This window comes from Segatella copri, assembly GCF_019249765.2.
Taxonomy (GTDB): Bacteria; Bacteroidota; Bacteroidia; order Bacteroidales; family Bacteroidaceae; genus Prevotella; species Prevotella copri_K.
The window spans coordinates 3775489-3799029 of record NZ_CP152484.1 but is presented as its reverse complement, the minus strand read 5'-3'; the positions used below and the strand labels follow the sequence as shown (position 1 = coordinate 3799029).

23 protein-coding genes, 1 tRNA gene and 1 pseudogene are annotated in these 23541 nt (G+C 45.8%); 13 read left to right on the top strand and 12 right to left on the bottom strand.

Going from position 1 to position 23541, the window contains the following annotated elements:
• The first annotated feature begins 350 nt into the window (after window positions 1–350).
• On the top strand, window positions 351–761 hold the full coding sequence (gene tsaE / locus KUA46_RS15990; RefSeq protein WP_022122095.1) for a tRNA (adenosine(37)-N6)-threonylcarbamoyltransferase complex ATPase subunit type 1 TsaE: 411 nt from the start codon (window positions 351–353) through the stop codon (window positions 759–761).
• 90 nt (window positions 762–851) lie between these two features.
• Here tsaE and trxA read toward each other — a convergent pair whose 3' ends face one another.
• Together trxA and dnaE are read right to left on the bottom strand one after the other, a co-directional pair.
• Window positions 852–1166 carry a thioredoxin gene (gene trxA, locus KUA46_RS15985; RefSeq protein ID WP_118066009.1) on the bottom strand — a complete coding sequence of 105 codons (315 nt, stop codon included), beginning with the start codon at window positions 1164–1166 and terminating at the stop codon, window positions 852–854.
• Between the two features lie 39 nt (window positions 1167–1205).
• Window positions 1206–4916 (bottom strand): DNA polymerase III subunit alpha, encoded by a 3711-nt coding sequence (gene dnaE, locus KUA46_RS15980; protein WP_217326924.1) that lies wholly within the window; start codon window positions 4914–4916, stop codon window positions 1206–1208.
• Between the two features lie 165 nt (window positions 4917–5081).
• Between dnaE and KUA46_RS15975 the strand changes: the two genes are divergently transcribed.
• On the top strand, window positions 5082–5774 hold the full coding sequence (locus tag KUA46_RS15975; RefSeq protein WP_022122098.1) for a phosphatidylserine decarboxylase family protein: 693 nt from the start codon (window positions 5082–5084) through the stop codon (window positions 5772–5774).
• Window positions 5775–5845: 71 nt separating this feature from the next.
• On the top strand, window positions 5846–6577 hold the full coding sequence (gene pssA, locus KUA46_RS15970; RefSeq protein WP_218486703.1) for a CDP-diacylglycerol--serine O-phosphatidyltransferase: 732 nt from the start codon (window positions 5846–5848) through the stop codon (window positions 6575–6577).
• Between the two features lie 113 nt (window positions 6578–6690).
• On the opposite strand, the gene pyrH is transcribed toward pssA, so the two are convergent.
• The 3 genes from pyrH to KUA46_RS15955 form a co-directional block, all read right to left on the bottom strand.
• Window positions 6691–7401: a UMP kinase gene (gene pyrH / locus KUA46_RS15965; RefSeq protein WP_006847854.1), complete on the bottom strand. Its 711-nt coding sequence runs from the start codon at window positions 7399–7401 to the stop codon at window positions 6691–6693.
• Window positions 7402–7474: 73 nt separating this feature from the next.
• The gene (locus KUA46_RS15960; protein ID WP_218486704.1) at window positions 7475–8212 is read right to left on the bottom strand and encodes a biotin--[acetyl-CoA-carboxylase] ligase; all 738 of its coding nucleotides are present in this window, start codon (window positions 8210–8212) and stop codon (window positions 7475–7477) included.
• A 34-nt stretch (window positions 8213–8246) separates the two neighbouring features.
• Window positions 8247–8624 (bottom strand): YraN family protein, encoded by a 378-nt coding sequence (locus KUA46_RS15955; protein WP_006847856.1) that lies wholly within the window; start codon window positions 8622–8624, stop codon window positions 8247–8249.
• A 103-nt stretch (window positions 8625–8727) separates the two neighbouring features.
• On the opposite strand from KUA46_RS15955, the gene KUA46_RS15950 reads away from it, so the two are divergent.
• Window positions 8728–9174, top strand: a complete 447-nt coding sequence (locus KUA46_RS15950; RefSeq protein WP_006847857.1) for a nucleoside deaminase — start codon at window positions 8728–8730, stop codon at window positions 9172–9174.
• On the opposite strand, the gene KUA46_RS15945 is transcribed toward KUA46_RS15950, so the two are convergent.
• Both KUA46_RS15945 and rsmI read right to left on the bottom strand, forming a co-directional pair.
• Window positions 9175–10026: a lipoprotein gene (locus KUA46_RS15945; protein ID WP_022122103.1), complete on the bottom strand. Its 852-nt coding sequence runs from the start codon at window positions 10024–10026 to the stop codon at window positions 9175–9177.
• 70 nt (window positions 10027–10096) lie between these two features.
• Window positions 10097–10861, bottom strand: a complete 765-nt coding sequence (gene rsmI, locus KUA46_RS15940) for a 16S rRNA (cytidine(1402)-2'-O)-methyltransferase (RefSeq protein WP_022122104.1) — start codon at window positions 10859–10861, stop codon at window positions 10097–10099.
• Window positions 10862–10956: 95 nt separating this feature from the next.
• On the opposite strand from rsmI, the gene KUA46_RS15935 reads away from it, so the two are divergent.
• The 3 genes from KUA46_RS15935 to KUA46_RS15925 all read left to right on the top strand — a co-directional run bounded on the left by KUA46_RS15935 (window position 10957) and on the right by KUA46_RS15925 (window position 12834).
• On the top strand, window positions 10957–11541 hold the full coding sequence (locus tag KUA46_RS15935; RefSeq protein WP_006847860.1) for a thymidine kinase: 585 nt from the start codon (window positions 10957–10959) through the stop codon (window positions 11539–11541).
• Between the two features lie 14 nt (window positions 11542–11555).
• Window positions 11556–12683, top strand: a complete 1128-nt coding sequence (locus KUA46_RS15930; protein ID WP_118081201.1) for an AI-2E family transporter — start codon at window positions 11556–11558, stop codon at window positions 12681–12683.
• A 78-nt stretch (window positions 12684–12761) separates the two neighbouring features.
• A tRNA-Lys gene (locus KUA46_RS15925) sits at window positions 12762–12834 on the top strand.
• A 147-nt stretch (window positions 12835–12981) separates the two neighbouring features.
• Here KUA46_RS15925 and KUA46_RS15920 read toward each other — a convergent pair.
• On the bottom strand, window positions 12982–13914 hold the full coding sequence (locus tag KUA46_RS15920) for a DNA/RNA non-specific endonuclease (RefSeq protein WP_218486705.1): 933 nt from the start codon (window positions 13912–13914) through the stop codon (window positions 12982–12984).
• Between the two features lie 428 nt (window positions 13915–14342).
• Here KUA46_RS15920 and KUA46_RS15915 point away from each other — a divergent pair, with 428 nt between their 5' ends.
• Window positions 14343–14999 (top strand): DUF4840 domain-containing protein, encoded by a 657-nt coding sequence (locus tag KUA46_RS15915; RefSeq protein ID WP_218486706.1) that lies wholly within the window; start codon window positions 14343–14345, stop codon window positions 14997–14999.
• Window positions 15000–15130: 131 nt separating this feature from the next.
• Here KUA46_RS15915 and KUA46_RS15910 read toward each other — a convergent pair whose 3' ends face one another.
• Together KUA46_RS15910 and KUA46_RS15905 are read right to left on the bottom strand one after the other, a co-directional pair.
• Complete coding sequence (locus KUA46_RS15910) at window positions 15131–16378, bottom strand: AAA family ATPase (protein ID WP_153093203.1); 1248 nt, start codon at window positions 16376–16378, stop codon at window positions 15131–15133.
• Between the two features lie 212 nt (window positions 16379–16590).
• Entirely contained in the window at window positions 16591–17478 is an 888-nt protein-coding gene (locus KUA46_RS15905; protein ID WP_218486707.1) for an Rpn family recombination-promoting nuclease/putative transposase, read from the bottom strand.
• 421 nt (window positions 17479–17899) lie between these two features.
• Here KUA46_RS15905 and KUA46_RS15900 point away from each other — a divergent pair, with 421 nt between their 5' ends.
• The 5 genes from KUA46_RS15900 (at window position 17900) to KUA46_RS15880 (ending at window position 22419) form a co-directional block, all read left to right on the top strand.
• Window positions 17900–18100, top strand: coding sequence for a hypothetical protein (locus KUA46_RS15900; RefSeq protein WP_217327165.1), 201 nt, complete (start codon window positions 17900–17902; stop codon window positions 18098–18100).
• Window positions 18101–18123: 23 nt separating this feature from the next.
• On the top strand, window positions 18124–19101 hold the full coding sequence (locus KUA46_RS15895) for a fimbrillin family protein (protein WP_218486708.1): 978 nt from the start codon (window positions 18124–18126) through the stop codon (window positions 19099–19101).
• Window positions 19102–19123: 22 nt separating this feature from the next.
• On the top strand, window positions 19124–20059 hold the full coding sequence (locus tag KUA46_RS15890; protein WP_337499438.1) for a fimbrillin family protein: 936 nt from the start codon (window positions 19124–19126) through the stop codon (window positions 20057–20059).
• An 86-nt stretch (window positions 20060–20145) separates the two neighbouring features.
• Window positions 20146–21039, top strand: coding sequence for a fimbrillin family protein (locus KUA46_RS15885; RefSeq protein ID WP_434725806.1), 894 nt, complete (start codon window positions 20146–20148; stop codon window positions 21037–21039).
• A gap of 3 nt (window positions 21040–21042) precedes the next feature.
• Window positions 21043–22419, top strand: coding sequence for a leucine-rich repeat protein (locus KUA46_RS15880; protein ID WP_218487573.1), 1377 nt, complete (start codon window positions 21043–21045; stop codon window positions 22417–22419).
• A 178-nt stretch (window positions 22420–22597) separates the two neighbouring features.
• On the opposite strand, the pseudogene KUA46_RS15875 reads toward KUA46_RS15880, so the two are convergent.
• Both KUA46_RS15875 and KUA46_RS15870 read right to left on the bottom strand, forming a co-directional pair.
• A pseudogene (locus KUA46_RS15875) lies at window positions 22598–22768 on the bottom strand (Rpn family recombination-promoting nuclease/putative transposase); the annotation flags it as partial.
• A 341-nt stretch (window positions 22769–23109) separates the two neighbouring features.
• A complete protein-coding gene (locus tag KUA46_RS15870; protein WP_434725805.1) occupies window positions 23110–23538 on the bottom strand; it encodes an N-acetylmuramoyl-L-alanine amidase in 429 nt (142 codons plus the stop codon).
• Window positions 23539–23541: the final 3 nt, after the last annotated feature.

Genomic DNA, 23541 nt, shown 5'->3' with positions numbered 1-23541 from the left:
TAGTTCAAGTATGGACAGAAGGCACAAAAGTTCCAGAAGCAGCACGCCCTGAAAGGGCAGAAGCTCCTAGCCCAGGGCATCGCCCTGGGTATAATGGCAATCAGCAAGACGCCCTGTAAGGGCAAAAGCTTTAAAACTCCAGGCAAAATATAAAGCTTTTGCCCTTACAGGGCGATAGGCTAACGCCCGTAATAACCCAGGGCGATGCCCTGGGCTAGGAGCTTCTGCCCTTTCAGGGCGTGTGGGGCAAAACTTGCGAAAGTTCAGTTCAAAGTTAATAGTAATCATAAAGTTCAAAGTTTGAAGTTAATAGTTAATAGTTTATAGTTAACAGTTTATAGAAAACATATATGAAGATAAAAATTGACTCATTAGACACGATCCATGAAGCAGCCAAGGAATTTCTGCAGAACATGGGCGACGGCAAGGTCTTTGCCTTCTATGGCAAGATGGGAGCCGGAAAGACAACATTTGTAAAAGCCATTTGCGAAGAACTGGGCGTAGAAGATGTCATCACATCTCCTACCTTCGCCCTCGTAAACGAATATACAGCGGGCGACGGCTCACCTGTCTACCACTTCGATTTCTACCGCATCAAGAAACTCGATGAGGTATACGACATGGGCTACGAAGATTATTTCTACAGCGGTAACCTCTGTTTCCTGGAGTGGCCGGAACTGATAGAAGAACTGCTGCCGGAAGACTGCACCAAAGTGACTATCACCGTAGAAGAAGACGGAACAAGAAGCGTAGAATGGTAAGTCACCGACAGCCCCGAACAAAAAAAAAGCATCTGGCTGAGAATATGTTTTCTCAAGCCAGATGCTTTTATCATTTTCTATCCGGGCTGATTACAGGAGAGCCTGGAACTTCTCGGTGAGGGTTGCCTTAGAGGCTGCGCCAACAAACTTGTCTACCAGCTGGCCTCCCTTGAAGAAGAGGATGGTAGGGATATTACGAACACCAAACTCCATAGCGATGTCGTCGTTCTCCTCTACATCACACTTACCTACTACCAACTTGCCGTCAAACTCCTCAGCAAGTTCTGATACGATAGGAGCAATCTGGCGGCAAGGACCGCACCATGTTGCCCACAAATCTACTACCAATGGCAGTTCGCCATTCTTGTAGCTCTCGAAATTCTCGGTTGTAATTGTTACTTCCATTTTTCTAAACCTTTTTATATATTAATACTAAAATTATCTCTAATTGATCTGATAGCTCATCTTAGGATGCTGCTCGATATACTGGATGAGGGCATGGCCCACACCTACCGTATGCTCACGGGCACGCATCAGCAGATAGGTATTGCTGTCTACATCATGTATCTGGAAAAAGAGCTGCGCCTTGCCCTCGTCATTCTCCAGAATGGTCTGCAGGTCGCTGACCATCGTTTCATCTATCGCATCGCTCTCCACATTGATGGTGAAGCGGTCGATGCGGTTCTCCTTAACCGTCTGCAGATACTCCACATTGCCTATCTGGAAATCGAGATAGTTGGCATTGCCGTAACGGGAAACGCACTTGGCGGTGATGTAGATGGTGCTGCCTTCAACCATGATGCCGCGCCACTTGCCCCAGTCCTCGCCAAAGAGAGCCAGCTCGCCTGAGCCTTCAAAGTCTTCGAGCGTAACGAAACCGCACGGCTTGCCCGTCTTGGTAAACTTCGACTTCACACCCGTGATGATGCCGCCCAGCACCACATCCTCCTTCTTTGCCAGTTCCTGCTTGTCGCCCAGTTCAGAGCAATGGGTATTGCAGAGGGAGTTGAGGATGATGCTGTACTCATCGAGCGGATGGGCAGAAAGATAGATGCCCACAAGCTCGCGCTCACGGTTCAGACGTTCGATGGTGCTCCAGCTCTCAGCATCAGGAATAGGCGGCGTAGCTATCTCTATCGCCTCGGTACCGCCAAAGAGTGAGTTGGCAGCCTCGTGCTGTTCCTGCTGGAAGAGCTGACCGTAGCGCACCAGCGTATCGAGGAAGGTTTCGCCCTTGTTGTTCTTGCCGAAGAACTGCTCGCGACGGATGCCGAAGCTGTCGAAACCGCCACTCAGCGCCAAGGTTTCGAAAGCCTTGCGGTTCACGCTGGAGTAATCTACACGCTCGGCAAAATCGAAGATGGTTTTATAAGGTCCGTTCTTCAGTCGCTCTGCCACGATGGCATCGGCTGCCGGAGCACCCATACCCTTGATGGCTGAAAGACCGAAACGTATCTCTCCATGCTCGTTCACACCGAACACGCGGTAACTCTCGTTCACATCCGGTCCCAAGGTCTTGATGCCCATCGACTGGCACTCCTCCATCAGCTTGGTGATTTCGGTAATCTGTGCAAAGCGTCGGGTCATCAGCGCCGCCATGTATTCGGCAGGATAGTGCGCCTTGAGATAGGCAGTCTGGTAGGCTACCCACGAATAACAGGTGGCATGAGACTTATTGAAGGCGTAGGAAGCAAACTTCTCCCAGTCGCCCCATATCTTCTCCAGCACCTTCGGGTCGTGGCCGTTCTCCTGTCCCTGCTTGATGAACTTAGGCTTCATCGCATCTACGATGGCCTTTTTCTTCTTACCCATCGCCTTACGCAGGGCATCTGACTCGCCTCGGGTGAAGCTCGCCAACTGACGGGAAAGAAGCATCACCTGCTCCTGATAGACCGTGATGCCGTAGGTATCCTTCAGATACTTCTCCATACACGGGATATCGTAGGTAATCTCCTGCTTGCCGTTCTTGCGGGCAATGAAGTCAGGGATATAATCCATAGGTCCCGGACGGTAGAGGGCGTTCATGGCGATGAGGTCCTCGAACACCGTAGGTTTCAGCTCACGGAGATACTTCTGCATACCCGGCGACTCGAACTGGAAGGTTCCGATGGTCTGACCGCGCTGATAGAGCTGATAGGTCAGCTCGTCATCGATAGGGATGGTATCGAGGTCAACGACATCGCCCGTAGTCTGCTTGATAACCTTGCATGCCTCCTTCATCTCGGAGAGGGTCTTCAAGCCCAGGAAGTCCATCTTAATCAGACCGGTGGTCTCGATGACATGGCCGTCGTACTGCGTTACCGCCGTCTTCAGTCCCGGGAAATCAGGGTCATCGGCAGTAGATACAGGCACCCAGTTGCTGATAGGGTCGCGGCAGATGATGAATCCGCAGGCATGGATACCCGTGCCTCGGATGGTTCCCTCGAGCATCTTGGCATACTTGATGGTATTGCTCTCGCGGGGATCGTTGGAGAACTCTGCCTCGCGCAGCTCTGGGGTATATTTGATGGCATTGGTCAGGTTCATCTTGGCACCGTCAGGCAAACGGTCTGGGATAGCCTTGCAGAGTGCATTCGCCTTATCCAACGGCAACTTCTCTACACGCGCCACGTCCTTGATGGAGTTCTTCGTGGCCATGGAACCGTAGGTAATGATATGGGCACAGTTCTCATGACCGTACTTATCCATTACCCATCTCAGCACCTTGCCTCGGCCGTCATCATCAAAGTCGGTATCAATATCCGGAAGGTTCACACGGTCTGGGTTCAGGAAACGCTCAAACAGGAGGTCGTACTTCAATGGGTCTATCTTGGTAATGCCCAAGCAGTAAGCCACCACCGAACCTGCCGCAGATCCACGTCCCGGGCCCACCATCACGCCGAGTTCCTCGCGCGCCGCCCTGATGAAGTCTGACACGATGAGGAAGTAGCCCGGGAAACCCATGGTCTTCATCACGTGGAGCTCGAAGTTTACGTGCTCGTCAACATTCTCGGGCAGCGGGTCGCCATAAAGCTTTTTGGCTCCCTCGTAGGCAAGGTGGCGCAGATATTCTGCCTCAAACTTGATACGGTATATCTTATCGTAACCGCCCAATCGGTCGATTACCTTCTGACCTTCCTCAGGTGGCAGCGGGTTCTTGCCGTTCTCATCAGAGGTAAACTCCTTGTAGAGGTCTTCTTCTGATACCTTCTGTCGCAACTGCTCCTCGGTACCGAAACTCTCCGGAATCGGGAAGAAAGGCATGATAGGACCATGGTCGATGCTGTAAATCTCCACCTTATCCAATACTTCGAGGGTATTGGAAAGTGCTTCGGGAATATCCGAGAACACATCGTTCATCTCCTGGCGGGTCTTGAACCATTCCTGCTTGGAATAGCGCATACGGTTAGGGTCGTCGAGATCCTTGCCGGTAGCGATACAGAGCAGATGGTCGTGAGCCTCGGCAGTTTCCTTATCCTCGAAGTGGCAGTCGTTGGTGCACACCAGCTTGATGTTAAACTCCCTTGCCATCTTGATAAGTTCCTTGTTGGCACGCTGCTGCAACTCGTAAGCCTCGCGGTTGGCAAGCAGACTTGGATCATCGGGCACTTTATGGCGCTGGAGCTCGAGATAGTAATCATCGCCAAAGAGGTTGTGGTACCACTGGCAAGCCTCGCGGGCTCCTTCCAGGTCACCATGCAGAATCTTGGATGGCACCTCGCCTGCAATACATGCCGAACAGACGATGAGGTCTTCGTGATACTTCTCCAGATCGGCACGGTCGGTTCGTGGGCGCATGTAGTAACCATCCACCCACGAATTGCTCACCAGCTTGATGAGGTTCTTGTATCCATTATAATTCTTGGCAAGTACAATGAGGTGATAACCGCTCATATCGCCCTTATCCTTCTCTCGGTCGGCTTTGGTTCGGCGTGCCACATACATCTCGCAGCCTATGATAGGCTTGAAAGGTTCGAGTCCCTCCTTCTTGCGGTCTTTATTAATCTTGCCGCAATAGTCGGTGAGTTCCTTGATGCCGAACATCACACCGTGGTCGGTTACCGCCATACCCTTCATGCCGTCCTTGATGGCCTTATCTACCAGATGCGGTATCTTCGACTGGCCGTCGAGGATGGAGTATTGGGTGTGTACATGCAAATGAACAAAATCTTCCATTATCTGTTTAAAATTCGAATTTTGACAACAAAGTTACGGCGAAATATTGAAAAAGCCAAAAGAAATATGCGAAAATATTGAAAAAGGTAAAAGAAACCCACAAAAAATTTGCAAAAGTGATAAAAATGACGTACCTTTGCACCAATAAAAACTTAATCCTACTGTATGGGACAGAAAATAAAGAAATTAAAGAAGATAAGATTGCACCGCGAAGGTACCGATCAGCTGGTAACCGGAGCGATAGCGTTAGTAGCCATTGCGGCTATATTGTGGACAACCTTAGACAACAAGATTCCGTTCTGGGCTTTTGTTGTTGTGTTCGGTACGGTATATGGTATCGTGCTCAACTTCTACCGTTGTCCTGTCAGATACCTCAACGTAGAGGATACTTCGAAACTGGTAGTAGCACCAGCCGACGGAAAGATTGTGGTGATAGAAGAGGTGGAGAATGCTCCCTACTTCGGTGACCGCCGCCTGATGATTTCCATCTTCATGAGCCTCTGGAATGTTCATGCCAACTGGTTCCCGGTGGATGGTAAGGTGAAATTCGTGAAGCATGTTGACGGCAACTACCACAAGGCATGGCTGCCTAAGGCTAGCGAGGAAAACGAGCATGCCGACGTGATGATTACCACACCTGAGGGAGTGGATGTACTCTGCCGACAGATTGCCGGTGCAGTGGCACGCCGCATCGTAACCTATGCCAAGGAAGGGGAAGAATGCTTCATCGACGAGCACCTGGGATTCATCAAGCTGGGTTCACGCGTGGATGTCTACCTGCCTGTAGGTACAGAAGTATGCGTAAAGATGGGACAGTCAACTACTGGCGACCAGACCGTCATCGCTAAATTGAAATAACATATTGACAGATAGAGGGCAAGCCGGAACATACTTCCGGCTTTCACTCTATCATAATATACTGGAAAGAAATGAGTATCAAGAAACATATTCCAAACACGATAACCTGCTGCAACCTGGTTTCGGGCTGCGTCGCAACATCGTTTGCCTTCGGCGGGAACCCAAAGATGGCATTGTTATGGATTATCATCGGAGCCGTATTCGACTTTTTTGACGGCATGAGCGCCCGCCTGCTGCACGTTTCATCGCCAATAGGCAAGGAGCTGGATTCGCTGGCAGATGACGTAACCTTCGGTGTGGCTCCTGCCACCATCGTATTCTCACAACTCTTTGTGATGGAATATCCGGGTTTTCTGGAGCCTTTGCGCCCATGGCTGCCTTACGCAGCCTTCATCATCGCAGCCTTCTCGGCATTGCGACTGGCTAAGTTTAATCTTGATGAGCGCCAGACTACCTCTTTCATCGGTGTTCCTACACCAGCCAACGCCCTGTTCTGGGGTTCGCTGATTGTATTCAATCCAAGCTGGCTCGAAGGATATTCATGGTCGGTATTCATCATTCTGGCTCTGATACTCATCACCAGCTATCTGCTGGTTTGCGAGATGCCTCTTTTCGCCTTGAAATTCAAGCAGTGGGGTTTCAAGGGCAATGAGGTGAAATATGGCTTTGCCGCGCTCACCATCATCATCCTCGCTACTTCGGTAGCACTCGATGGTCTGATCGGCTTCCTCACCGGCTGGTGGCTTGTCATCGTGGCATACGTCATCATCTCGGCGATTATTTATCTGAAGAAGACGAAATAGAAGAAATCCCCTTTATTGGGATATTTAGGTATTTAGGTAGATTGTTAACTGAAAAATGCGGCTAGATGTGAATCCAGTCGCATTTGCTTTTTTCTTCCTGTTGAGAGAGATGATTAGTTGTGTACGAGCGTACCAATCTCCTCACCATCCATCACCTTCTTGAGGTTACCTACTACATCCATATTGAACACGTAGATAGGAAGGTTGTTTTCCTTACACATGGTGGTAGCAGTCAAATCCATTACCTTCAAGCCCTTGGTATAAATCTCATCATAGGTGATGTCCTTGAACTTGGTAGCTGTAGGATCCTTCTCAGGGTCAGCGGTATAGATGCCGTCTACACGGGTACCCTTGAGCATCACGTCAGCCTCGATTTCGATACCACGGAGAGAAGAACCGGTATCGGTAGTGAAGTATGGACTACCTGTACCTGCAGAGAAGATGCAGATATAGCCTGCCTCCATCGCCTCAATCGCCTTCCACTTGGTGTAGAATTCGCCGATAGGCTCCATGCGGATGGCAGTAAGCACCTTGTTCTTAACGCCCAAGGCTCCGAGTGCGCTGCTCAATGCCAGGGAATTGATAACGGTAGCACACATACCCATCTGGTCGCCCTTGACACGGTCGAAACCCTTCTGGCTTCCACTCAAACCGCGGAAGATGTTACCACCACCAATCACAATGCCTATCTGAACGCCCATCTCATGGACCTCCTTTATCTGCTTAGCATAATCACTCAGGCGCTCTGGGTCGATGCCGAAGCTCTGCTTGCCCATCAGACTCTCGCCGCTCAATTTCAAAAGAATTCTTTTAAACTTTGCCATTTTATTTTAATTTACAATTTACAGTTAACAGTTTACAGGGCGTAGCCTCCTATAAACCATTAACTATTAACTCTTAACTATTAATCAGGAACTTGATTTCTCCGAACGCATACGAGCGTATCACTCCCTTCTTGTCATGAAGGATGAGATGACCATCGTCCTCCACCTCTACGAAGGCGCCCTCGAACTTACCATCCTTATCCTCATACCAGTGATAGCCCTTGCGACGGTAGAGAGAAAGATGATAGATGCCCGACACATCCATATAGTCGGCACGACGCAGAAGTTCGTAGTATTTGCAGAAAGCCTCAATCACCTTCTGCAGCACCTCTTCCCTATCTACCTCATGACCCAGAATCAGAGCCAGGGATACAGGGTTGGGCGCATCGCTGTGGAACTCAGTCTGATTGACATCAATGCCGATACCGAAGATGCAGCGCTTGATGCCCTTGGAGTCGATGGCAGTCTCTATTAGCGTGCCACTGATTTTCTTGTCATACCAATACACATCATTCGGCCATTTCAGCGTAATGCCGTCCGTATAGGAATCAAGAGCGTCCTTCACGGCGAGCGCACCAGCCTCGGAAAGGAGGAACTGCTGGCGCAAAGGTACCCACTTAGGACACATCATCATACTGAAGAGGAGGTTCTTGCCCGGCTCACTCTCCCAGGTATGCACACCCTGTCCCCTGCCTGCAGTCTGATAGTCAGCAATGGCAATGGTCAGCGCATCTTCATCGTAAGTATCCAAATTCTTCAGGAAGGCATTCGTGGAATCCACTTCCTTTAATCGTATAATCTTCTTTTCCATGTCTATATAATAATGTATAGCGAATCACAACGGGTTATCCAATCAGCAACGGGTTGAAGGCATCCACAAGATGCTCGATGCGTTTCACCTGATGGCCTACCCCTACCACGGTAACAATATCAAAGCGAAGTTCTTTTTCCACCTTCTGTTCCTTGACGTAAGTATTGGCGGCTATTGCCAGATTACGCATCTTCCTGACATCTACGGCTTCCTCGGGCTGCTGGTATTCTTCACCCGAACGGGTCTTGACCTCTACCACAACCAGCGTCTTACCATCCGGCGAAACGGCAAGGATATCCAGATCCCGCTTGCCGGCTTTCCAGTCTCTGTCGATGACGACATAGCCTTCATTCTCGAGATAGAGCGTAGCCTCGTCTTCTCCCCATTTGCCTAATTCATTATGCTCTGCCATAGTCTATTTTCTTTATTTTGCACCAAAAGATGCTTTTACCTTGCAAAAATAACAAAAAAAGTCCACACTTCAAACTTTTTTATGTAATTTTGCACGAAAAACAATGGAAGATATCAAGAAAAAAGACGAAGCATACATGCGCCGTGCCCTGATGGAGGCTCAGGCGGCATTCGATGAAGACGAGATTCCGGTAGGCGCCATCATCGTTTGTAAAGACCGGATCATATCGCGAGCCCACAATCTTACGGAGATGCTGACCGATGTTACAGCTCATGCCGAAATGCAGGCCATCACTTCGGGAGCCAACATGCTGGGAGGAAAATACCTGAAAGACTGTACCCTCTACGTTACGGTAGAACCCTGCGTGATGTGCGCCGGAGCACTGGGATGGGCACAGATCAGCCGCGTGGTATATGGTGCCAGCGACGAGAAAAGGGGGTATACAAAATATGCGCCCGATGCACTGCATCCTAAGACGACAGTTACATCGGGCGTATTGGAAGATGAGTGCCGCGCACTCATGCAGGATTTCTTTCAGAGAAAGAGATAATTACTTAACGAGCACTACAAGATACTTGCTGGTGCTCCAGAAAATCTGTGGATTGGTGATGCGGAGAGTATACTGCTTGTTAGCATCACGTACCAATGCATAAGAGCTGGATGGGTGGGTAGTGAGCAACTTAGCAGACTTTGACATCAACTTGATTTCAGAAATGTTGCGGATATCAACCTTGGTGAAATAACTCTTGTTGAAATTACCGGTCATTACCTTACCCTTTTCCATGATATGCTGCTCCTTCAACTCCTTCTTGGTACCGAATACGTACCAGGCAGTGTTGATCTGCTTGTCCTGTGCATTGATTGTCTCTGTCTTCTGGTTGCTTTCAGTAGTAAGACGAGAGGTCTTGGTATTCAGATTGTTGATAGTCTCGTCGAGCGCTGCAATATGAATATCCTTCTTATCCAACTCCTCGCGAAGCGCCTGGAGTTCCTTATCCTTCTGTGCAATCTGCTCCTGAAGGTTTGCGATGGTCTTCTTCAACTGGTCAGCCTGCAAAGAGCTGTTAGCCATCTGCTTCTGCAGTTTAGCCAGGAGTTCGCGGTTCTGCTGCATACGGGTAGCGATGAACTGAACATCCTCCTTGAGCTGCTGTCTCTTGCTGGCACCCTCACCGTTCTTCAGGAGAGTTACTCTGTGCTCAGCCTCACTGATCTGGTTCAGACCGTCCTGGATTTCATTCAATGTACCCATCATATCGTTAATTTCGCTATCCTTCTGAGCGATGATACTGTTTAGCGAATCATTCTGCTGATTTGCCAAATCCTGGGTGTTGTTCTTGCCGTTGTTGCAACTGGTCAAGCAAAAAGCAGCTAAACATGCCGCAAATAATAGCTTTTTCATAATCATTTTCCTTTTTAATGTTTGATTTAAAAAATTATCTTTTCGCGTAAAACGCGTCGCTTCCTATACTTTATTCATTACTTTCTTCATCCCTGCGAGCCCCGTTTTTCTTCTGCCGGCGCTCTTCACGCTTCTTTTCCTTCATCTCCTCCTTGAGCTGTTTAGGATCTTTTCCTGCCAATACGATGACAAATTCGCCCCTTGGTTCTGTCTCCTCAAAATGAGCGATAACCTCGGCAAGCGTACCCCTCACACTCTCCTCGTGGAGTTTGGATATTTCACGACAACAGCTCACCTGTCTGTCATCCCCGAAAACCTCGGCAAACTGCTGCAAAGTTTTCACCACACGATAAGGCGACTCATAGAAAATCATGGTGCGCACCTCATCCTTCAATGATTCAAGATAGGTCTGTCTGCCCTTTTTCTGCGGAATGAATCCTTCGAAGCAGAAACGGTCGCATGGCAAACCCGATGAAACGATGGCCGGTATGCATGCCGTAGGACCAGGCAAAGTCTGCACCGTGATGCCTGCCTTGGCTGCCTCGCGGGCGAGGTAAAAACCAGGATCGCTGATACCCGGTGTTCCGGCATCGCTGATCAAGGCGATGGTTTCGCCACCCTTCAGTCGCTCTACGATGGCAGAAGATGTGCCATGTTCGTTAAACTTATGGTGAGCCACTAATCGATTTCTGATATCGAAATGCTTCAGCAGAACACTCGATGTTCGAGTGTCCTCAGCGAGTACCAAATCCGCTTCTTTCAGTATGCGAATGGCTCGCATTGTCATATCCTCCATGTTACCAACTGGAGTCGGAACGATGTATAATGTGCCCATACTGTCCGCAAATGTAGTTAATTAATCTTTCTTAGCAAAAAAAAAACGCATTTCTTTGCATTTTTTAAAACCTTATTATTAATTTTGCCCCCGAAATGACAGAAAATCTAATTGGGGAGGCACACCGTCCCGGAAGAATTGAAGTGGTGTGCGGATCGATGTTCTCCGGAAAAACAGAGGAATTGATCCGAAGAATGAAGCGTGCGAAGTTCGCCAAGCAGAAGGTGGAAATCTTTAAGCCGGCGCTTGACACTCGTTACTCCGAGGAAGATGTAGTGAGCCATGATCAGAACTCTATCCGGTCTACTCCTATTGAGTCCTCTGGATCGATACTGCTATTGGCTTCTGATATCGACGTGGTGGGTATCGATGAAGCCCAGTTCCTGGACAATGGGCTCGTGGAGGTTTGCAACGAACTCGCCAACCGTGGTGTGAGAGTCATCGTGGCAGGACTGGATATGGACTTCAAGGGTGTTCCCTTCGGTCCGATTCCTGCTCTCTGTGCCATCGCCGACGAGGTGACCAAGGTTCATGCCATCTGCGTAAAGTGCGGATCGGTTGCCTATGTGAGCCACCGGTTGGTCAATAACGACAAGCGGGTGCTCCTGGGCGAGAAAGATGAATACGAGCCACTCTGCAGGGAATGCTACCAGAAGGCGATTCTTAACGAAAAATTATAACAAAAGGAACAGTTATGGGAAAGGAGATTACATTTGATAAGTTTATAAGATGGGCGGGTGTTACCCTCATCGTACTGGCCGTGCTCTACATGACCAATTATCTGAGCAGCGTACTGCTGCCATTCTTCATTGCATGGTTTTTCGCTTACCTGCTCTATCCGGTCGTGAAGTTTATCGAAAACAAACTCCACGTCAGAATACGTGCGCTGTCTATCCTCATCGCCATGGGAACGGCTATCGCTGTTATAGGAGGCGTGCTGTGGCTCATCATCCCTCCGATGATTGACCAGTTTGACAAACTCGGTGAGGTGTTGACACGATGGCTGCATCAGACGACTCATACCAACAACCTGACGGCGCTGATCAAAGACTGGCTGCAGGCCAACCAGGAACAGATAGAGCATTTTCTGAAAAGCAAGGACTTCAGCGATGCCATCAAGACCACCATGCCTAAGGTCTTCTCGGTAGTCAGCCAGACGGCAACGGTACTGATGAGTATCGTGGCATCGATGATTACCTTATTATATATGTTCTTCATCCTGCTCGATTATGAGACACTGACAGCCAACTGGGTGAGAATCTTCCCTAAGAAGAACCGTCCGTTCTGGAGTGCGCTGATGAAGGATGTGGAGCGCGAGCTCAACAACTATATCCGTGGTCAGGGACTGGTAGCGCTCTGTATGGGCATCATGTTCTGCATCGGTTTTACCATCATAGGTTTCCCGATGGCGATAGGTCTGGGTATTCTCATCGGCATCATGGACCTGGTTCCGTATCTCCATACCTTCGCCCTCATCCCTACGGCATTCCTTGCCATGCTGAAGGCTGCCGACACAGGTCAGAACTTCTGGCTGGTATTCGGTCTGGCTGTTCTGGTGTTCTGTGTGGTGCAGGTCATCACCGACATGGTAGTTACCCCGAAGATTATGGGTAAGGCGATGGGATTGAATCCAGCCATTCTTCTCTTGAGTCTCTCGGTTTGGGGTGCACTTCTGGGCTTCTTGGGATTGATTGTAGCCCTTCCGCTCACAACGCTCATCATAGCCTACTGGCAGCGGTATGTAACGAAAGAGAAGCCGCAATATCATGAAGAAATGGGCAAAAATGTCCCGATTTCGGATAAAAATGAAGAAAATCAGTAAAAATATGGCAAAATATTTGGTTATTTCAGATTTTTGCCGTACCTTTGCACTCGCTTTTGAAACATAAAGCAGAAGATTGACTCGCTAGCTCAGCTGGTAGAGCACAACACTTTTAATGTTGGGGTCATGGGTTCGAGCCCCATGCGAGTCACAGATCTTCAAGAAAAAGGCTTTCCGTAATGGAAAGCCTTTTTTCGTTTATTCATCGATTATCTTCATCGGATTACGCTGAGTTAATGGAAAGCGACCTTATATAATAACACACCCTCGTGTGGTGCAAAACTTGCGAGATTCGTTTCTAAAACATTTCAGCCTTAGCCTCTACCCTCTTCTCAACATCATCCGGAAGCTGAGGGAAGAAATCATAGCCGGTGATACGCTCCACTTCATCTACTGAATTTACGAATTCCGTCTTCTTTCTGCCTTTCTGCGACTGGTTACGGCAGATAAAGCCGACGGCTTGCGGATTCTTGCCCGTATGAAGAACCACCTTGAAGAAGGCATCAGGCACTACCACCTTGTTCTTACCCAACTTGCGATGCTCCTTATTCAGAAATATCGGTCCGCAGACAATATAAACCTTGCCATACTGCTTCGCCCAGTTGCGGCACTGCTGCTCTATCGTGTTCCATACCCCCGCATTCAGACTGTGGTTCTGCGGACACATATTGGTCATCAGGAAACATTCATCCATCGCCTGCTGACTCCATTTGTTGTCACCAGCCGGACACATATGTCCCCTGTCCAAACCACTGTTGTAATAATCCGCCAAAGTACCCACGGGTGCCGGCATCTCCTCATCATCAGTAAACTTACCGCGCGGCAACTTACCAGATGCATGCTCCCCCGTCAGCATCCAGGCAACCCAATTCGGCTGTCGCGTATCATGATTATAAGATACCGTATAAGCCAACCGATGCTTGATGGTCTCCGATACCTTTACCTTAGATACCGGAATCTCCAGCCCCTGCGCCTCCAGATTCGCAACTTCCCCCAAAGACTCCTGTTCATTCCCAGCAGCCGATTCTGAGCCTACCTCATCAGAAGTTTCCTGCTTATTCTCTGCAGCCGGTTCATCCCCCACAGCATCAGCAGCCTCCTGCATATTCTCCTTTACAACAAGTGCCTGATCTTCTGTTGCCAACGAAGAAACCTTCGGCAAGACAGAAAACGCCACAACTGCGGCTATCGCCAACAGCCAAATCTTAAATGTACCTACTTTCTTTTTCATATCAGATTCATCATTATTTCATTTCCCATAAGACTCAGAGTCTACACTATTTATTCCGCTTTTAGGTGAATAATCCCTAAAATCTCTACAAAAGTAGTATTTTTAAGCGAAAAAGAGAAAGAAAATCATAAATTTCTTGCGTAATTCAAAATAAAACACTAACTTTGCATCGCTATGTAGAACAAACCTAGACTTAAACAGTAAAAAGCTCAAACAACTAAGAACTGCAAGTCAAAGGTTATAGTACATTGGCAAAAGTGCTCTATGAAATGGACAATCGAAGAACATTAACAGAGATTAACTAAAAGTGATGCAAGTTTCCCGCCTTTTCTTGTTTTATACAAGGACTGAAGAGCCTCGAACAACCATATCGGGGTACATTTAGGCTGAGAAATATGAGAAAATAAGAATCAAAACATAATAGCAAAATGAAAAAAATCAAATTATTCTCAATTGCAGCTGCCTTCGTTGCAGCTTTCGCATTCACTTCTTGTAATACAGGCGATGATAACAGTTATAGCTACCTTACTAAGGAGCAGCAACTGTCTTATCAGAAAACAATGGCTATGGGTTCGTATAACAACATGAAGTTGATATTTGACCATAAGAATGCAGCCAATACAAGTATCAAGACAGACTCTGTAGATACCTATTGTAATGTCAGCATGTATGGCGATAGTATCATCCGTGTAGCAAACTTTCCTGTAGCAAAAATCGCAGAGCATATCTACAATAATAAAGCTCTCGCTGATGCGCTTGCAAAGGAAAGCCCAAGAGACATCACATGTAAATTTATGGTTCTTCCAAACAGTACAGACAAAATAGCATATCTCTATGTTTGTCCTACGGATATTGAATTGAATCTCGCTTATGGTGAAAATAATGAAGCTCACAAGGTAGTTTTGAGATTTACATATAGCCCATATCAATATGGCGTTTGTCTGCTCACTACCAAGGAGATGGGATTTGCATTTTATCTCAACCAAATCTATGTAGACGGCAAGCCTACAGATTACCTCCAGAGCACAACAACTTCTAAGAAGTATATTGCATTCCTCTGTCAGCCAGCATGGAAAAAGAAGTAAGAAACTTACACTTACAAATATATATATGTTAATACTCTCTTAAAAATTAAACAAAAAAAGAAAACTATTAGAGGCGCAGTCTTCGTGAGAAGGTTGCGCCTTGTTGCATATATACAAAGATCAGACGCTCCTTAAAACTTATATATAGGCAAAACCTTGACCTTATATCCATTTTTCTCAATTACCCTTTCCTCATTCATCGTGACAATGATCAGATTGGAGCATTTGAGTTCTCCCGCACATTCTATGATGCTATCTATCTCCCGCTTGAGTGTTCGTTCGGAAGAGAGGTCATAACATACTTGTATCAGACTTTCTACATGAGCACCCTGCCTTGTAACAAAATCAGTCTCCTTGTCATTACGGGAGCGATAATAGAAAAGCGATGTTTCTGCATGATATCCCCTGCGAACCAACTCTATAAAAACCTGATTCTCCAATAACCTGCCTAAGTTCTCACTCACACTAAAAGCCTTGGCTTCTACAAAACCATTGTCAACCACATATACTTTCTGTGGAGCTTTCTTCATCATTTTCAACTTGTTGTTGTAACGTGGCAGATAATACAGGAGATAGGGTTCTCTTAAAAATCCCATGAACTTCTTGGTGGTTGCTACGCTCGAAAATCCCAGCGCTTCTGCCAGTTCGTTGGCACTGAAAGGATTGCAGAAGTTAGAAACCAGATACATGGCAAGACTGTTCAAATCCTCCACATTGCGTACTTTATGGCGCTTGGCAATGTCTTTCCAAATGATGGAATCGAAGAGTGTGGAGAGATAGTTTTGGGTCAGGCTTCTTGCTGCTACAGTCTCAGGATAACCACCATGGTGCAGATAGTCAGCTATAAGCGAGAGGTCGGATACGCTATCTTTCATCTCTGATACTTCCGAAAGATTCCTGTGGTTCCAGATAAAGAATTCAGAAAGACTGAAAGGCAGCATCTCTATCTGTATATATCTGCCTGTAAGCAATGTTGCCATTTCGCTACTCAGCAATTTGGCGTTGCTTCCCGTAATGACCATGTTGATTCCCATGCGGTAAAGCTTGGAGACCCACAAATCCCAACCATCCAGATTTTGAACCTCATCGAGCAGAAGATACTCGAAGTCGGGATAAACGGCACGTAGCGTTTCCCAAACCAGATCATCGTCCCATGCACTCAGGAGTTTGCCGTCATCAAAATTCAGATAGGCAAAGTTCCTGCCTTTCAGCATCAGCAAAGCCTCTGTCGATTTGCCGGTTCTTCTAGGCCCCGTTATCAACTTGATTTGCTTGCTTGCCAACAGTTCATCCACATCATATTGGGTATGACGTGTAAGATAAGGACGGGAAAGCAGAATATCCCGTTCCTTTTTCTGGTTATTGATAATTGTTCTCATTTCTCTTCAGATGAATTGATTAAACCGGGGCAAAGATACAAAAAATATTCAATATATCATTCGTATTGAATAAAAAAGTACTGATTTTATTCAATACGATGGATAAAATGAATAAAAAACGACAAGGATCTATATGCCACGATGAACAGGTGGCGTATAGACCCTTGATTATATGGTGATATTCGTAATCTACATCTCCGCTATTATATTTTTCATGAATTGCTCAGATTCTTAATGATTTCCAAAGGTAGCTGGGTAGCTTTGGCAACCTGTTCGGCAGAAAGTCCCATTGCCAGCAAACGTTGTGCTGTTTCTGTGTTGGCCTCATGCTTGCCTTCTGCTCTGCCTTTCTCCATGCCTTTTTCCATACCTTCTTCCATTCCTTTCTGATATCTGTCATCCAGAAGGGTTCTTTCAACACTTACCGAATCCCAAAACTTGTCATAGGCTCTGAGTTCGGCATCTGTAAATCCGGAAACTTCAAGATCTTCTACTGCTTTTCCAATCTCCGGATCATTGAGCAGGTCGGCAGGAATATCCTTCGTATTGGAATTTATTTCTGTGAGGAAACGGAGCCACAAGACCATCATGCGCTTATCGGCAATGGAATGAGGAGTGAACTTCGGGAGTTCAATGAAGGTGAAATGCAAGCCTTCGATGACCTTATTGCTGTCCTTATCGTGCACGATGCGGTAGTTGTGGATGAAATCCGGAGTATCATGCGCAAAGATTTCATTTATCAGGTTGAGAGAATACACTGGTTGGAGTTCGCTGTATTTGCCTCCCTTTTTTGCCTGACTCACATAGAGCTTGGATGCATTGAACAGTACTCGCTGCTGGAATGCGTCAGACCATTCCATCTGCATTTCCACGCAGAACTTCCTGCCTCTGACATCTGTGCAGAGTACATCCACTATGGTGTTCTTGCCCCCTTCGAGCTGGGGCACAAGTTCTGTAGGCAGATACTTTATCTCGTGTATCTGCTCTTCTTCGCTGAGTGGCAGGAGGGCGTTCAGAAGGCTGATCAGTCTTTTAGGATGATTGCCGAATATCTTCTTGAACGTAAGGTCTGCCTTAGGATCTAAGTACTTCATAACCATCTGTTTTAAAATTCACTACTGCAAAGTTACGACTTTATTTTCAAACCCGCAAGAGATTTTAGGGAAAAGTTTCGGAAAAAGTTAGAGAATGGTGAGTGTTGAATGTTGAATGTTGAGTGTTGAATGGTGAATGTTGAATGTGGAGTGTTGAATGGTCTATATGCCTCGATGAACAGGTGACGTATAATTAGTCTTTGTTGATAATTACTTCTTGAATAAAGTCTGAAAACGTTAAAAAATACTAACAAGGTGTCGCATTGCCCACGAATGAGACACCTAAAACCAAAAAATCATACCTGAAAAAACAAATATTACCCCCCCCACTTTTAAATAAAACCCTTAACTTTGCACCTGGATTTTTTATAATCTGTATCAAGTAAAGATTTAAAATGTCGTAAATTATAATCAAAACATAATAGATATGAAGAAAGTTTTAACTAAGAAGAAAAAGTATGTAGCTCCATCTGTGCAGGTACTCGAATTGGAAACTACTCAGATTCTCGCAGGAAGTGGCGAAACCAATTCTACACCTACCGTGAACGGTTTTCAACCCGGTGGTTCTTTAGGCTCAGGTAACATGGAAGAAAGCAGTCCGGCTAGAAGTACAAGCATTTGGGACTAAAATGAATATTAAATGAAATGAATATGAAATTATCCAGTTTATTACCCCAGATGGCTTGCGCCCTCCTCCTTATGGCGAGTTGTTCGCAGGAGGATAGTATGACGCCAGGCGAAAGCCCATCTTCAGTTGGCGGCATTCGCATCACCACGCAGGTATCAGATATTGCTACCCGTGGCATCACCGAAACAGCCACCCTGCAAAACTTCGGCATCTGTATACAGGGTTCCGGAGAGCACGCTTCATCTTTGCAATATAATAATGTTAAGATGACGAAGAACGGCGAAGAGTGGACTTCTGCTACCCCAATGTTGTGGCAGAGTGAGATTCCTTCTGCCGACATCATCGCCTATGCTCCTTATCAGGCTGATATAAGTGATGCCTTGGCTACCCAGAAGCAGTTCCCTGTATCGGTGAAAGCCGTACAGACTAAAGCAGACCTGTCTTCCGACCTCCTGGTGTTCAAGGCTAAGGATTATATTCCAACCATCGTCGGCGAGAACAAAGACAAGATTGTAGAGGTGAAGTTTGATCATGCCTTCAGCCAGCTGATGGTAACCTTCAACTTCCATTCCGCCTTTTCCAACGATGAGGTAGATCTGTCAAAGATAGAAGACGTAAAGGTAGAGGGCACCGTTTTGTCAGGCGTATGCGACTTTTCTCAGGATAAGCCGCAGATAACGGTTCAGGCTGATGCCGCAGCAGAGTCCATTACTCCAGAGAATGTTTCTTTCCAGGCAAAGGATGCAGAGCATGCCAACATCTCTGCCCAATACTCCTCTCTGCTGGTTCCGCAGACCATCCAGGCAGCCAACCAGCCTCTGAAGGTTTCCTTCCGATTGGGTGATACCACCTATTCATGGAAGGCGAATACCGACATCACCCTGGAGCAGGGCAAGTATTATACCCTTTCGCTCAACATCAGGAAGACCGGAGTTGTAGTAGAAGGAACGATTAAAGGCTGGATTCCGGCAGAAGGCAACAATGAATATGTAGCAAATTAATAACTATTAAATAACAACATTTATGAAGAAATTTAGATTCTTATACATCGCTGCCGCAGCATTGCTGTTTGCAGCTTGCGCTAACGAAGAAGACGGTATCGGCAACAATGGTCCTGTTGCTGCTACCGTACAGGCGGACATTGTTAAAAACATCACACGTGCCACCACTGACGATACATGGTCTAAGAATGATGCCATTGGCGTATATGCCACATCTTCTGGCAATACAACAGGAGACAACAAAAAGTATGTAACAACAAATGGGGATGGTACTTTTGAAGCTGCTGACAATAACAACATCATCTATTTCAAGGACAACAAAGAGACAACATTTAGTGCATACTATCCTTATAGCAAATTCTTAACTGATGGTAAAATGAATTGGAATATAGCTGAGGTAGAAGCAAACCAACCTTGTAAGGCTGATGTACTTTTTGCCTCAGGAGCTACTGCAAGTAAAGCATCTCCAACTGTGAATTTTACAGATGCAGAACATCGCTTTAAGCATTGTATGAGTTTGGTTGAATTCAAAATTAAGCCAGGGCAGGGTGTCAAATATAACAATTATAAATTCAATAGCTTGAATATGAAAGGAATATTTACAAGCGGTAAATTTGACACAAGAACAGGTTCGGTTGAAACTGCTGGTGACAGAGCGACTCTTACTCGTGTTTTTAATGATGTACCTTTTGAAAGCGAAGAAAGTTTTGCTTATATCATGTTGCCGCAAAGCCTTGAAAGCAATAAAATGGATATAGAGATTTACTTGTTGTTGAATGATAGCGAAGTAAAATACACAACCCCTATAACACCATCCACCAATGGACAATTTGAAGGTGGCAAAAAATATACATACAACATAACTGTTAAAAATACGGGGATTACTATAGAAAAAGCTAATATAGTTCCTTGGGAAAATGGTGATTCAAGTGATTTAGACGCAGATATAGCTTTGTAATGATAAATAAGGTACTGAAAATAGGGAATACAGGGTTAGTGAGCTTGGCCGCTCACTAACTCACTAACAATAAAAAATTAAAGATTATGAAGACGATAAAACAAAGAATTTCCTATGCGGTAATGGGCCTTATGGCTATGGGCTTTACAGCATGTACGCAAAATGAAGATATGGCTCCTACGCTGAAAGGGCAGGAAATCAATGCCACTTTCTCTGTTGGAGGTATGCAGACTCGTGTCAATACATTGGGACACGGTAACAATTGGGAGAATGAGGACCTAATAAGTGTACTGCAAATTTTCGGTGATGAAGATACTAGAACTGGTGAATATAAATATGTGGAAGAAAATGGGTTATACCGTTGGGAACCTATCAGAAGACTTCGCTGGGAAAAAGTGGGAAGATGCGAATTGATTGCTTGGTATCCTTATGATATAACCAATCCTTTTATCTATAATTTGCATATAGACCAAAGTGATGAGACCAAGTTGAAAGCTGCAGATTTAATAAACGGCTATTGGTACGATGTCCCTAAAGATTATGTAGACATTCCTATGAAGCATCGCATGTCGCTGGTCACGATAGTATATCATGTTGGTACTGCGGATTATCCCAATAAGGATATTAGTGAACCACAAGTGTATTCTAAACACAACAGTGTTAGATTTTTTAGAGACCAAGACCAGGGAAAATTTGTAATGAATACACCTTCAGGTAATCCTGATTGGGTACAAGCCTGTAAGCATGACGATGGTATGTTTTCTGCAATCGTTATCCCTGGTTCCTACAAAGTTGGCGAGATTTTCGTGAAATTCAAGATAGGCGACCAAAACTTCCATGCAAAAATGAGGTCAAATACGGAGTTTCAAGAGGGCCATCGCTACACCTACAAACTCGATGTAGGAAAAGACAAAGTGGAACTGACCAGAATCAGCATAGATAATATGACTGGTTGGACAAATGAAGAAGAACTCAAATAAACAATGGAGGATATAACTATGCGCAAGATATTTCAATACATCATGCTGGCAGTCGTTACTATAGTAATGGCGTCATGCACAAGTGATATAGCAGAAACAACCACAACAGCAGGCAAGAGCAACGTACAGTTGGTTGTTGGTGAATTTCCGGCATTCGGAGATTCACAGACTCGTGCTATAGGTACACCTGATCCGGGCAAGACTTCATGGGCTGAAGGAGATGAGTTGCTTTTAGTGATTGACAACACTTCTTATGGAAGTCATAGTGCAACCTTTACATATAATGGCAAGAGTTGGGAATTGACAAGTGGTGAATTGGTTTATCTGGAAGGAGACCCTGCATACATACCTCATGTATATTACGCCCCTAATTACAAATGGGAAGCCGGAAAATTAGTTTTGAAAGAAGGTAAGGATCCTGGAACAGATGAATATATCGAGGGAAATGCTAAAATCACTGGTAATGATGAGACTATAACCGTTTCTTTTGCCGAGGCAACACGCAAATATTCACGTTTGCGTATTGCAACTCTACCCAATGAGCAAATAACAGTTGATACCGAATATTTCACTCCTGCGGGCAGCAGCGATATGGAACAGAACGGAAATTATACACTTACTTCGGATGAAAAGGGCAATGCCTATTTATATGGTACTTTTGAAAATAATTCCGAAGTTACAGTGAAATATAGAGAAGCAACTTTGGCAACTCATACATTCTTGCAAAAAACAGAAAATGCTATGAGTTATGCTTTGGATGCTACTGTCATTTCGGCAAATAGTGCAGAAGAAATAAAGTCAGCTATTGAGCAAAAAGTAGCAGATAGCAAGACTGCCATAAGACTCAACCTCGCTTCTGATGCTGGCGCTAATGAGTTTAATGCTATCCGTGAAGCTTTTGAGAAAGTAAAATCTGGCGGCACTATAGATCTCACTCTAATAGGATGCAAGGAAATTCCTGCAAATGGTTTGAACAACCAATCAGGAGGACTAGAGGCATTAAAGTCTATTACTTTGCCTGATGTGACAAAAATTGGAAAGTATGCCTTATACTTCTGTGTGGATTTGGAAGAAATTTGTGCTCCGAATGTTTCTGCTATAGATGAAGGTGCATTTGCAGAATGTCTCAAATTGAGAAAAGTAACTTTGGGAGAACTCACGGATGTAAAAGGTGACTATGAACACGGGGGTGGTATTTTTGGCCTCAATTCTTCTATAGAAAATATAGATTTGTATTTGCCCAAAAATCAGGAAGTCATGGAGTTTGACGAGAATCAATATATTTGGAAGCCTACGGGTGAAAGTTACTTTGCCAGCCTAGACGTTGATAATGGTATATTCCTCGGCTATCAATTTAACTCAGTAAAGAGTTGGGAATAAAAGGCTGTACTATCAAGTTTAACTCCTAAGCTGGGCAGGAGTATAAGTTGCCCAGTAAACATATATTCACCCGCACCTCACGGGAAACGACAAGGGTCTATATGCCACGATGATAGGTGGCGTATAGACCCTTGATTATATGGTGATATTCGTAATCTACATCTCCGCTTTCTGTTTTTTATGAATTGCTCAGATTCTTAATGATTTCCAAAGGTAGCTGGGTAGCTTTGGCAACCTGTTCGGCAGAAAGTCCCATTGCCAGCAAACGTTGTGCTGTTTCTGTGTTGGCCTCATGCTTGCCTTCAGCTCTGCCTTTCTCCATGCCTTTTTCCATACCTTCCTTCATACCAATTTCCTTACCCTCAGCTATGCCTTCACGCTTAGCTGTGTCAACGAAATTCTTGATGTCGCGATATGCCATCTTGCTGGCATCAAAGCTGATATATCTTTCTTCTACCTGCTTCATAATCATCTGTATTAAAAATCCATGCCGCAAAGTTACGACTTTATTTTCAAACCCGCAAGAGTTTTCTAGGAAAAGTTAAAGAATGGTGAGTGTTGAATGTTGAGTGTTGAATGAAAGAAATATAACGACAAAGAAAAAGGGCGCATCCGGATTGGATGCGCCCTAACTTGTTAAATAAAATCAGAGGGATTCTGCTCTTGAAAAACCCTCTTAATGGAAGAGAATCAGGAAGCATCCAGGAGGTACTGGAGCTTCGTGGCATCAAAACACGGACAGGCTTTCTGAACGCCAGGCAAATCGCGATGCCCCAGGATGGTACGGATGCCCGGAAAACGGTGGTGAAGATCCTGAATTAGATGCTTCATCGCCTCCTTCTGCTCAGGAGTGCGGGTGTCGCTGATGCAGCCCGATGGCGAAAGACCACCCTCGTAACAGATGCCTATGCTGTGCGCATTGTAACCGAGGGCATGAGAGCCCATACGCTCTACCGGGCGACAGGCATGAACCACTCCATCCAGCGTGATGTAGAAATGGTAGCCGATGTCAGTCCAGCCGTTGTTATGAACATGGTCGTAGCGCAGCATCTTCATCGTATAACGGTGATTGCAGCGGCTGCCGCTGCAATGCACCACTATCATATTGATGTCTCTCATAGG

What these genes read in the sequence shown, in the direction of transcription:
- KUA46_RS15900 (WP_217327165.1), top strand. Translation starts at nt 17,900, where the DNA reads ATGAAGAAAGTTTTAACTAAGAAGAAAAAGTATGTAGCTCCATCTGTG.
- KUA46_RS15915 (WP_218486706.1), top strand. Translation starts at nt 14,343, where the DNA reads ATGAAAAAAATCAAATTATTCTCAATTGCAGCTGCCTTCGTTGCAGCT.
- pssA (WP_218486703.1), top strand. Translation starts at nt 5,846, where the DNA reads ATGAGTATCAAGAAACATATTCCAAACACGATAACCTGCTGCAACCTG.
- KUA46_RS15880 (WP_218487573.1), top strand. Translation starts at nt 21,043, where the DNA reads ATGGAGGATATAACTATGCGCAAGATATTTCAATACATCATGCTGGCA.
- pyrH (WP_006847854.1), bottom strand. Translation starts at nt 7,401, where the DNA reads ATGGCAAAGTTTAAAAGAATTCTTTTGAAATTGAGCGGCGAGAGTCTG.
- KUA46_RS15895 (WP_218486708.1), top strand. Translation starts at nt 18,124, where the DNA reads ATGAAATTATCCAGTTTATTACCCCAGATGGCTTGCGCCCTCCTCCTT.
- KUA46_RS15885 (WP_434725806.1), top strand. Translation starts at nt 20,146, where the DNA reads ATGAAGACGATAAAACAAAGAATTTCCTATGCGGTAATGGGCCTTATG.
- KUA46_RS15890 (WP_337499438.1), top strand. Translation starts at nt 19,124, where the DNA reads ATGAAGAAATTTAGATTCTTATACATCGCTGCCGCAGCATTGCTGTTT.
- KUA46_RS15920 (WP_218486705.1), bottom strand. Translation starts at nt 13,914, where the DNA reads ATGAAAAAGAAAGTAGGTACATTTAAGATTTGGCTGTTGGCGATAGCC.
- rsmI (WP_022122104.1), bottom strand. Translation starts at nt 10,861, where the DNA reads ATGGGCACATTATACATCGTTCCGACTCCAGTTGGTAACATGGAGGAT.
- KUA46_RS15930 (WP_118081201.1), top strand. Translation starts at nt 11,556, where the DNA reads ATGGGAAAGGAGATTACATTTGATAAGTTTATAAGATGGGCGGGTGTT.
- KUA46_RS15870 (WP_434725805.1), bottom strand. Translation starts at nt 23,538, where the DNA reads ATGAGAGACATCAATATGATAGTGGTGCATTGCAGCGGCAGCCGCTGC.
- KUA46_RS15945 (WP_022122103.1), bottom strand. Translation starts at nt 10,026, where the DNA reads ATGAAAAAGCTATTATTTGCGGCATGTTTAGCTGCTTTTTGCTTGACC.
- KUA46_RS15955 (WP_006847856.1), bottom strand. Translation starts at nt 8,624, where the DNA reads ATGGCAGAGCATAATGAATTAGGCAAATGGGGAGAAGACGAGGCTACG.
- KUA46_RS15910 (WP_153093203.1), bottom strand. Translation starts at nt 16,378, where the DNA reads ATGAGAACAATTATCAATAACCAGAAAAAGGAACGGGATATTCTGCTT.
- KUA46_RS15960 (WP_218486704.1), bottom strand. Translation starts at nt 8,212, where the DNA reads ATGGAAAAGAAGATTATACGATTAAAGGAAGTGGATTCCACGAATGCC.
- KUA46_RS15935 (WP_006847860.1), top strand. Translation starts at nt 10,957, where the DNA reads ATGACAGAAAATCTAATTGGGGAGGCACACCGTCCCGGAAGAATTGAA.
- KUA46_RS15975 (WP_022122098.1), top strand. Translation starts at nt 5,082, where the DNA reads ATGGGACAGAAAATAAAGAAATTAAAGAAGATAAGATTGCACCGCGAA.
- tsaE (WP_022122095.1), top strand. Translation starts at nt 351, where the DNA reads ATGAAGATAAAAATTGACTCATTAGACACGATCCATGAAGCAGCCAAG.
- dnaE (WP_217326924.1), bottom strand. Translation starts at nt 4,916, where the DNA reads ATGGAAGATTTTGTTCATTTGCATGTACACACCCAATACTCCATCCTC.
- trxA (WP_118066009.1), bottom strand. Translation starts at nt 1,166, where the DNA reads ATGGAAGTAACAATTACAACCGAGAATTTCGAGAGCTACAAGAATGGC.
- KUA46_RS15950 (WP_006847857.1), top strand. Translation starts at nt 8,728, where the DNA reads ATGGAAGATATCAAGAAAAAAGACGAAGCATACATGCGCCGTGCCCTG.
- KUA46_RS15905 (WP_218486707.1), bottom strand. Translation starts at nt 17,478, where the DNA reads ATGGTTATGAAGTACTTAGATCCTAAGGCAGACCTTACGTTCAAGAAG.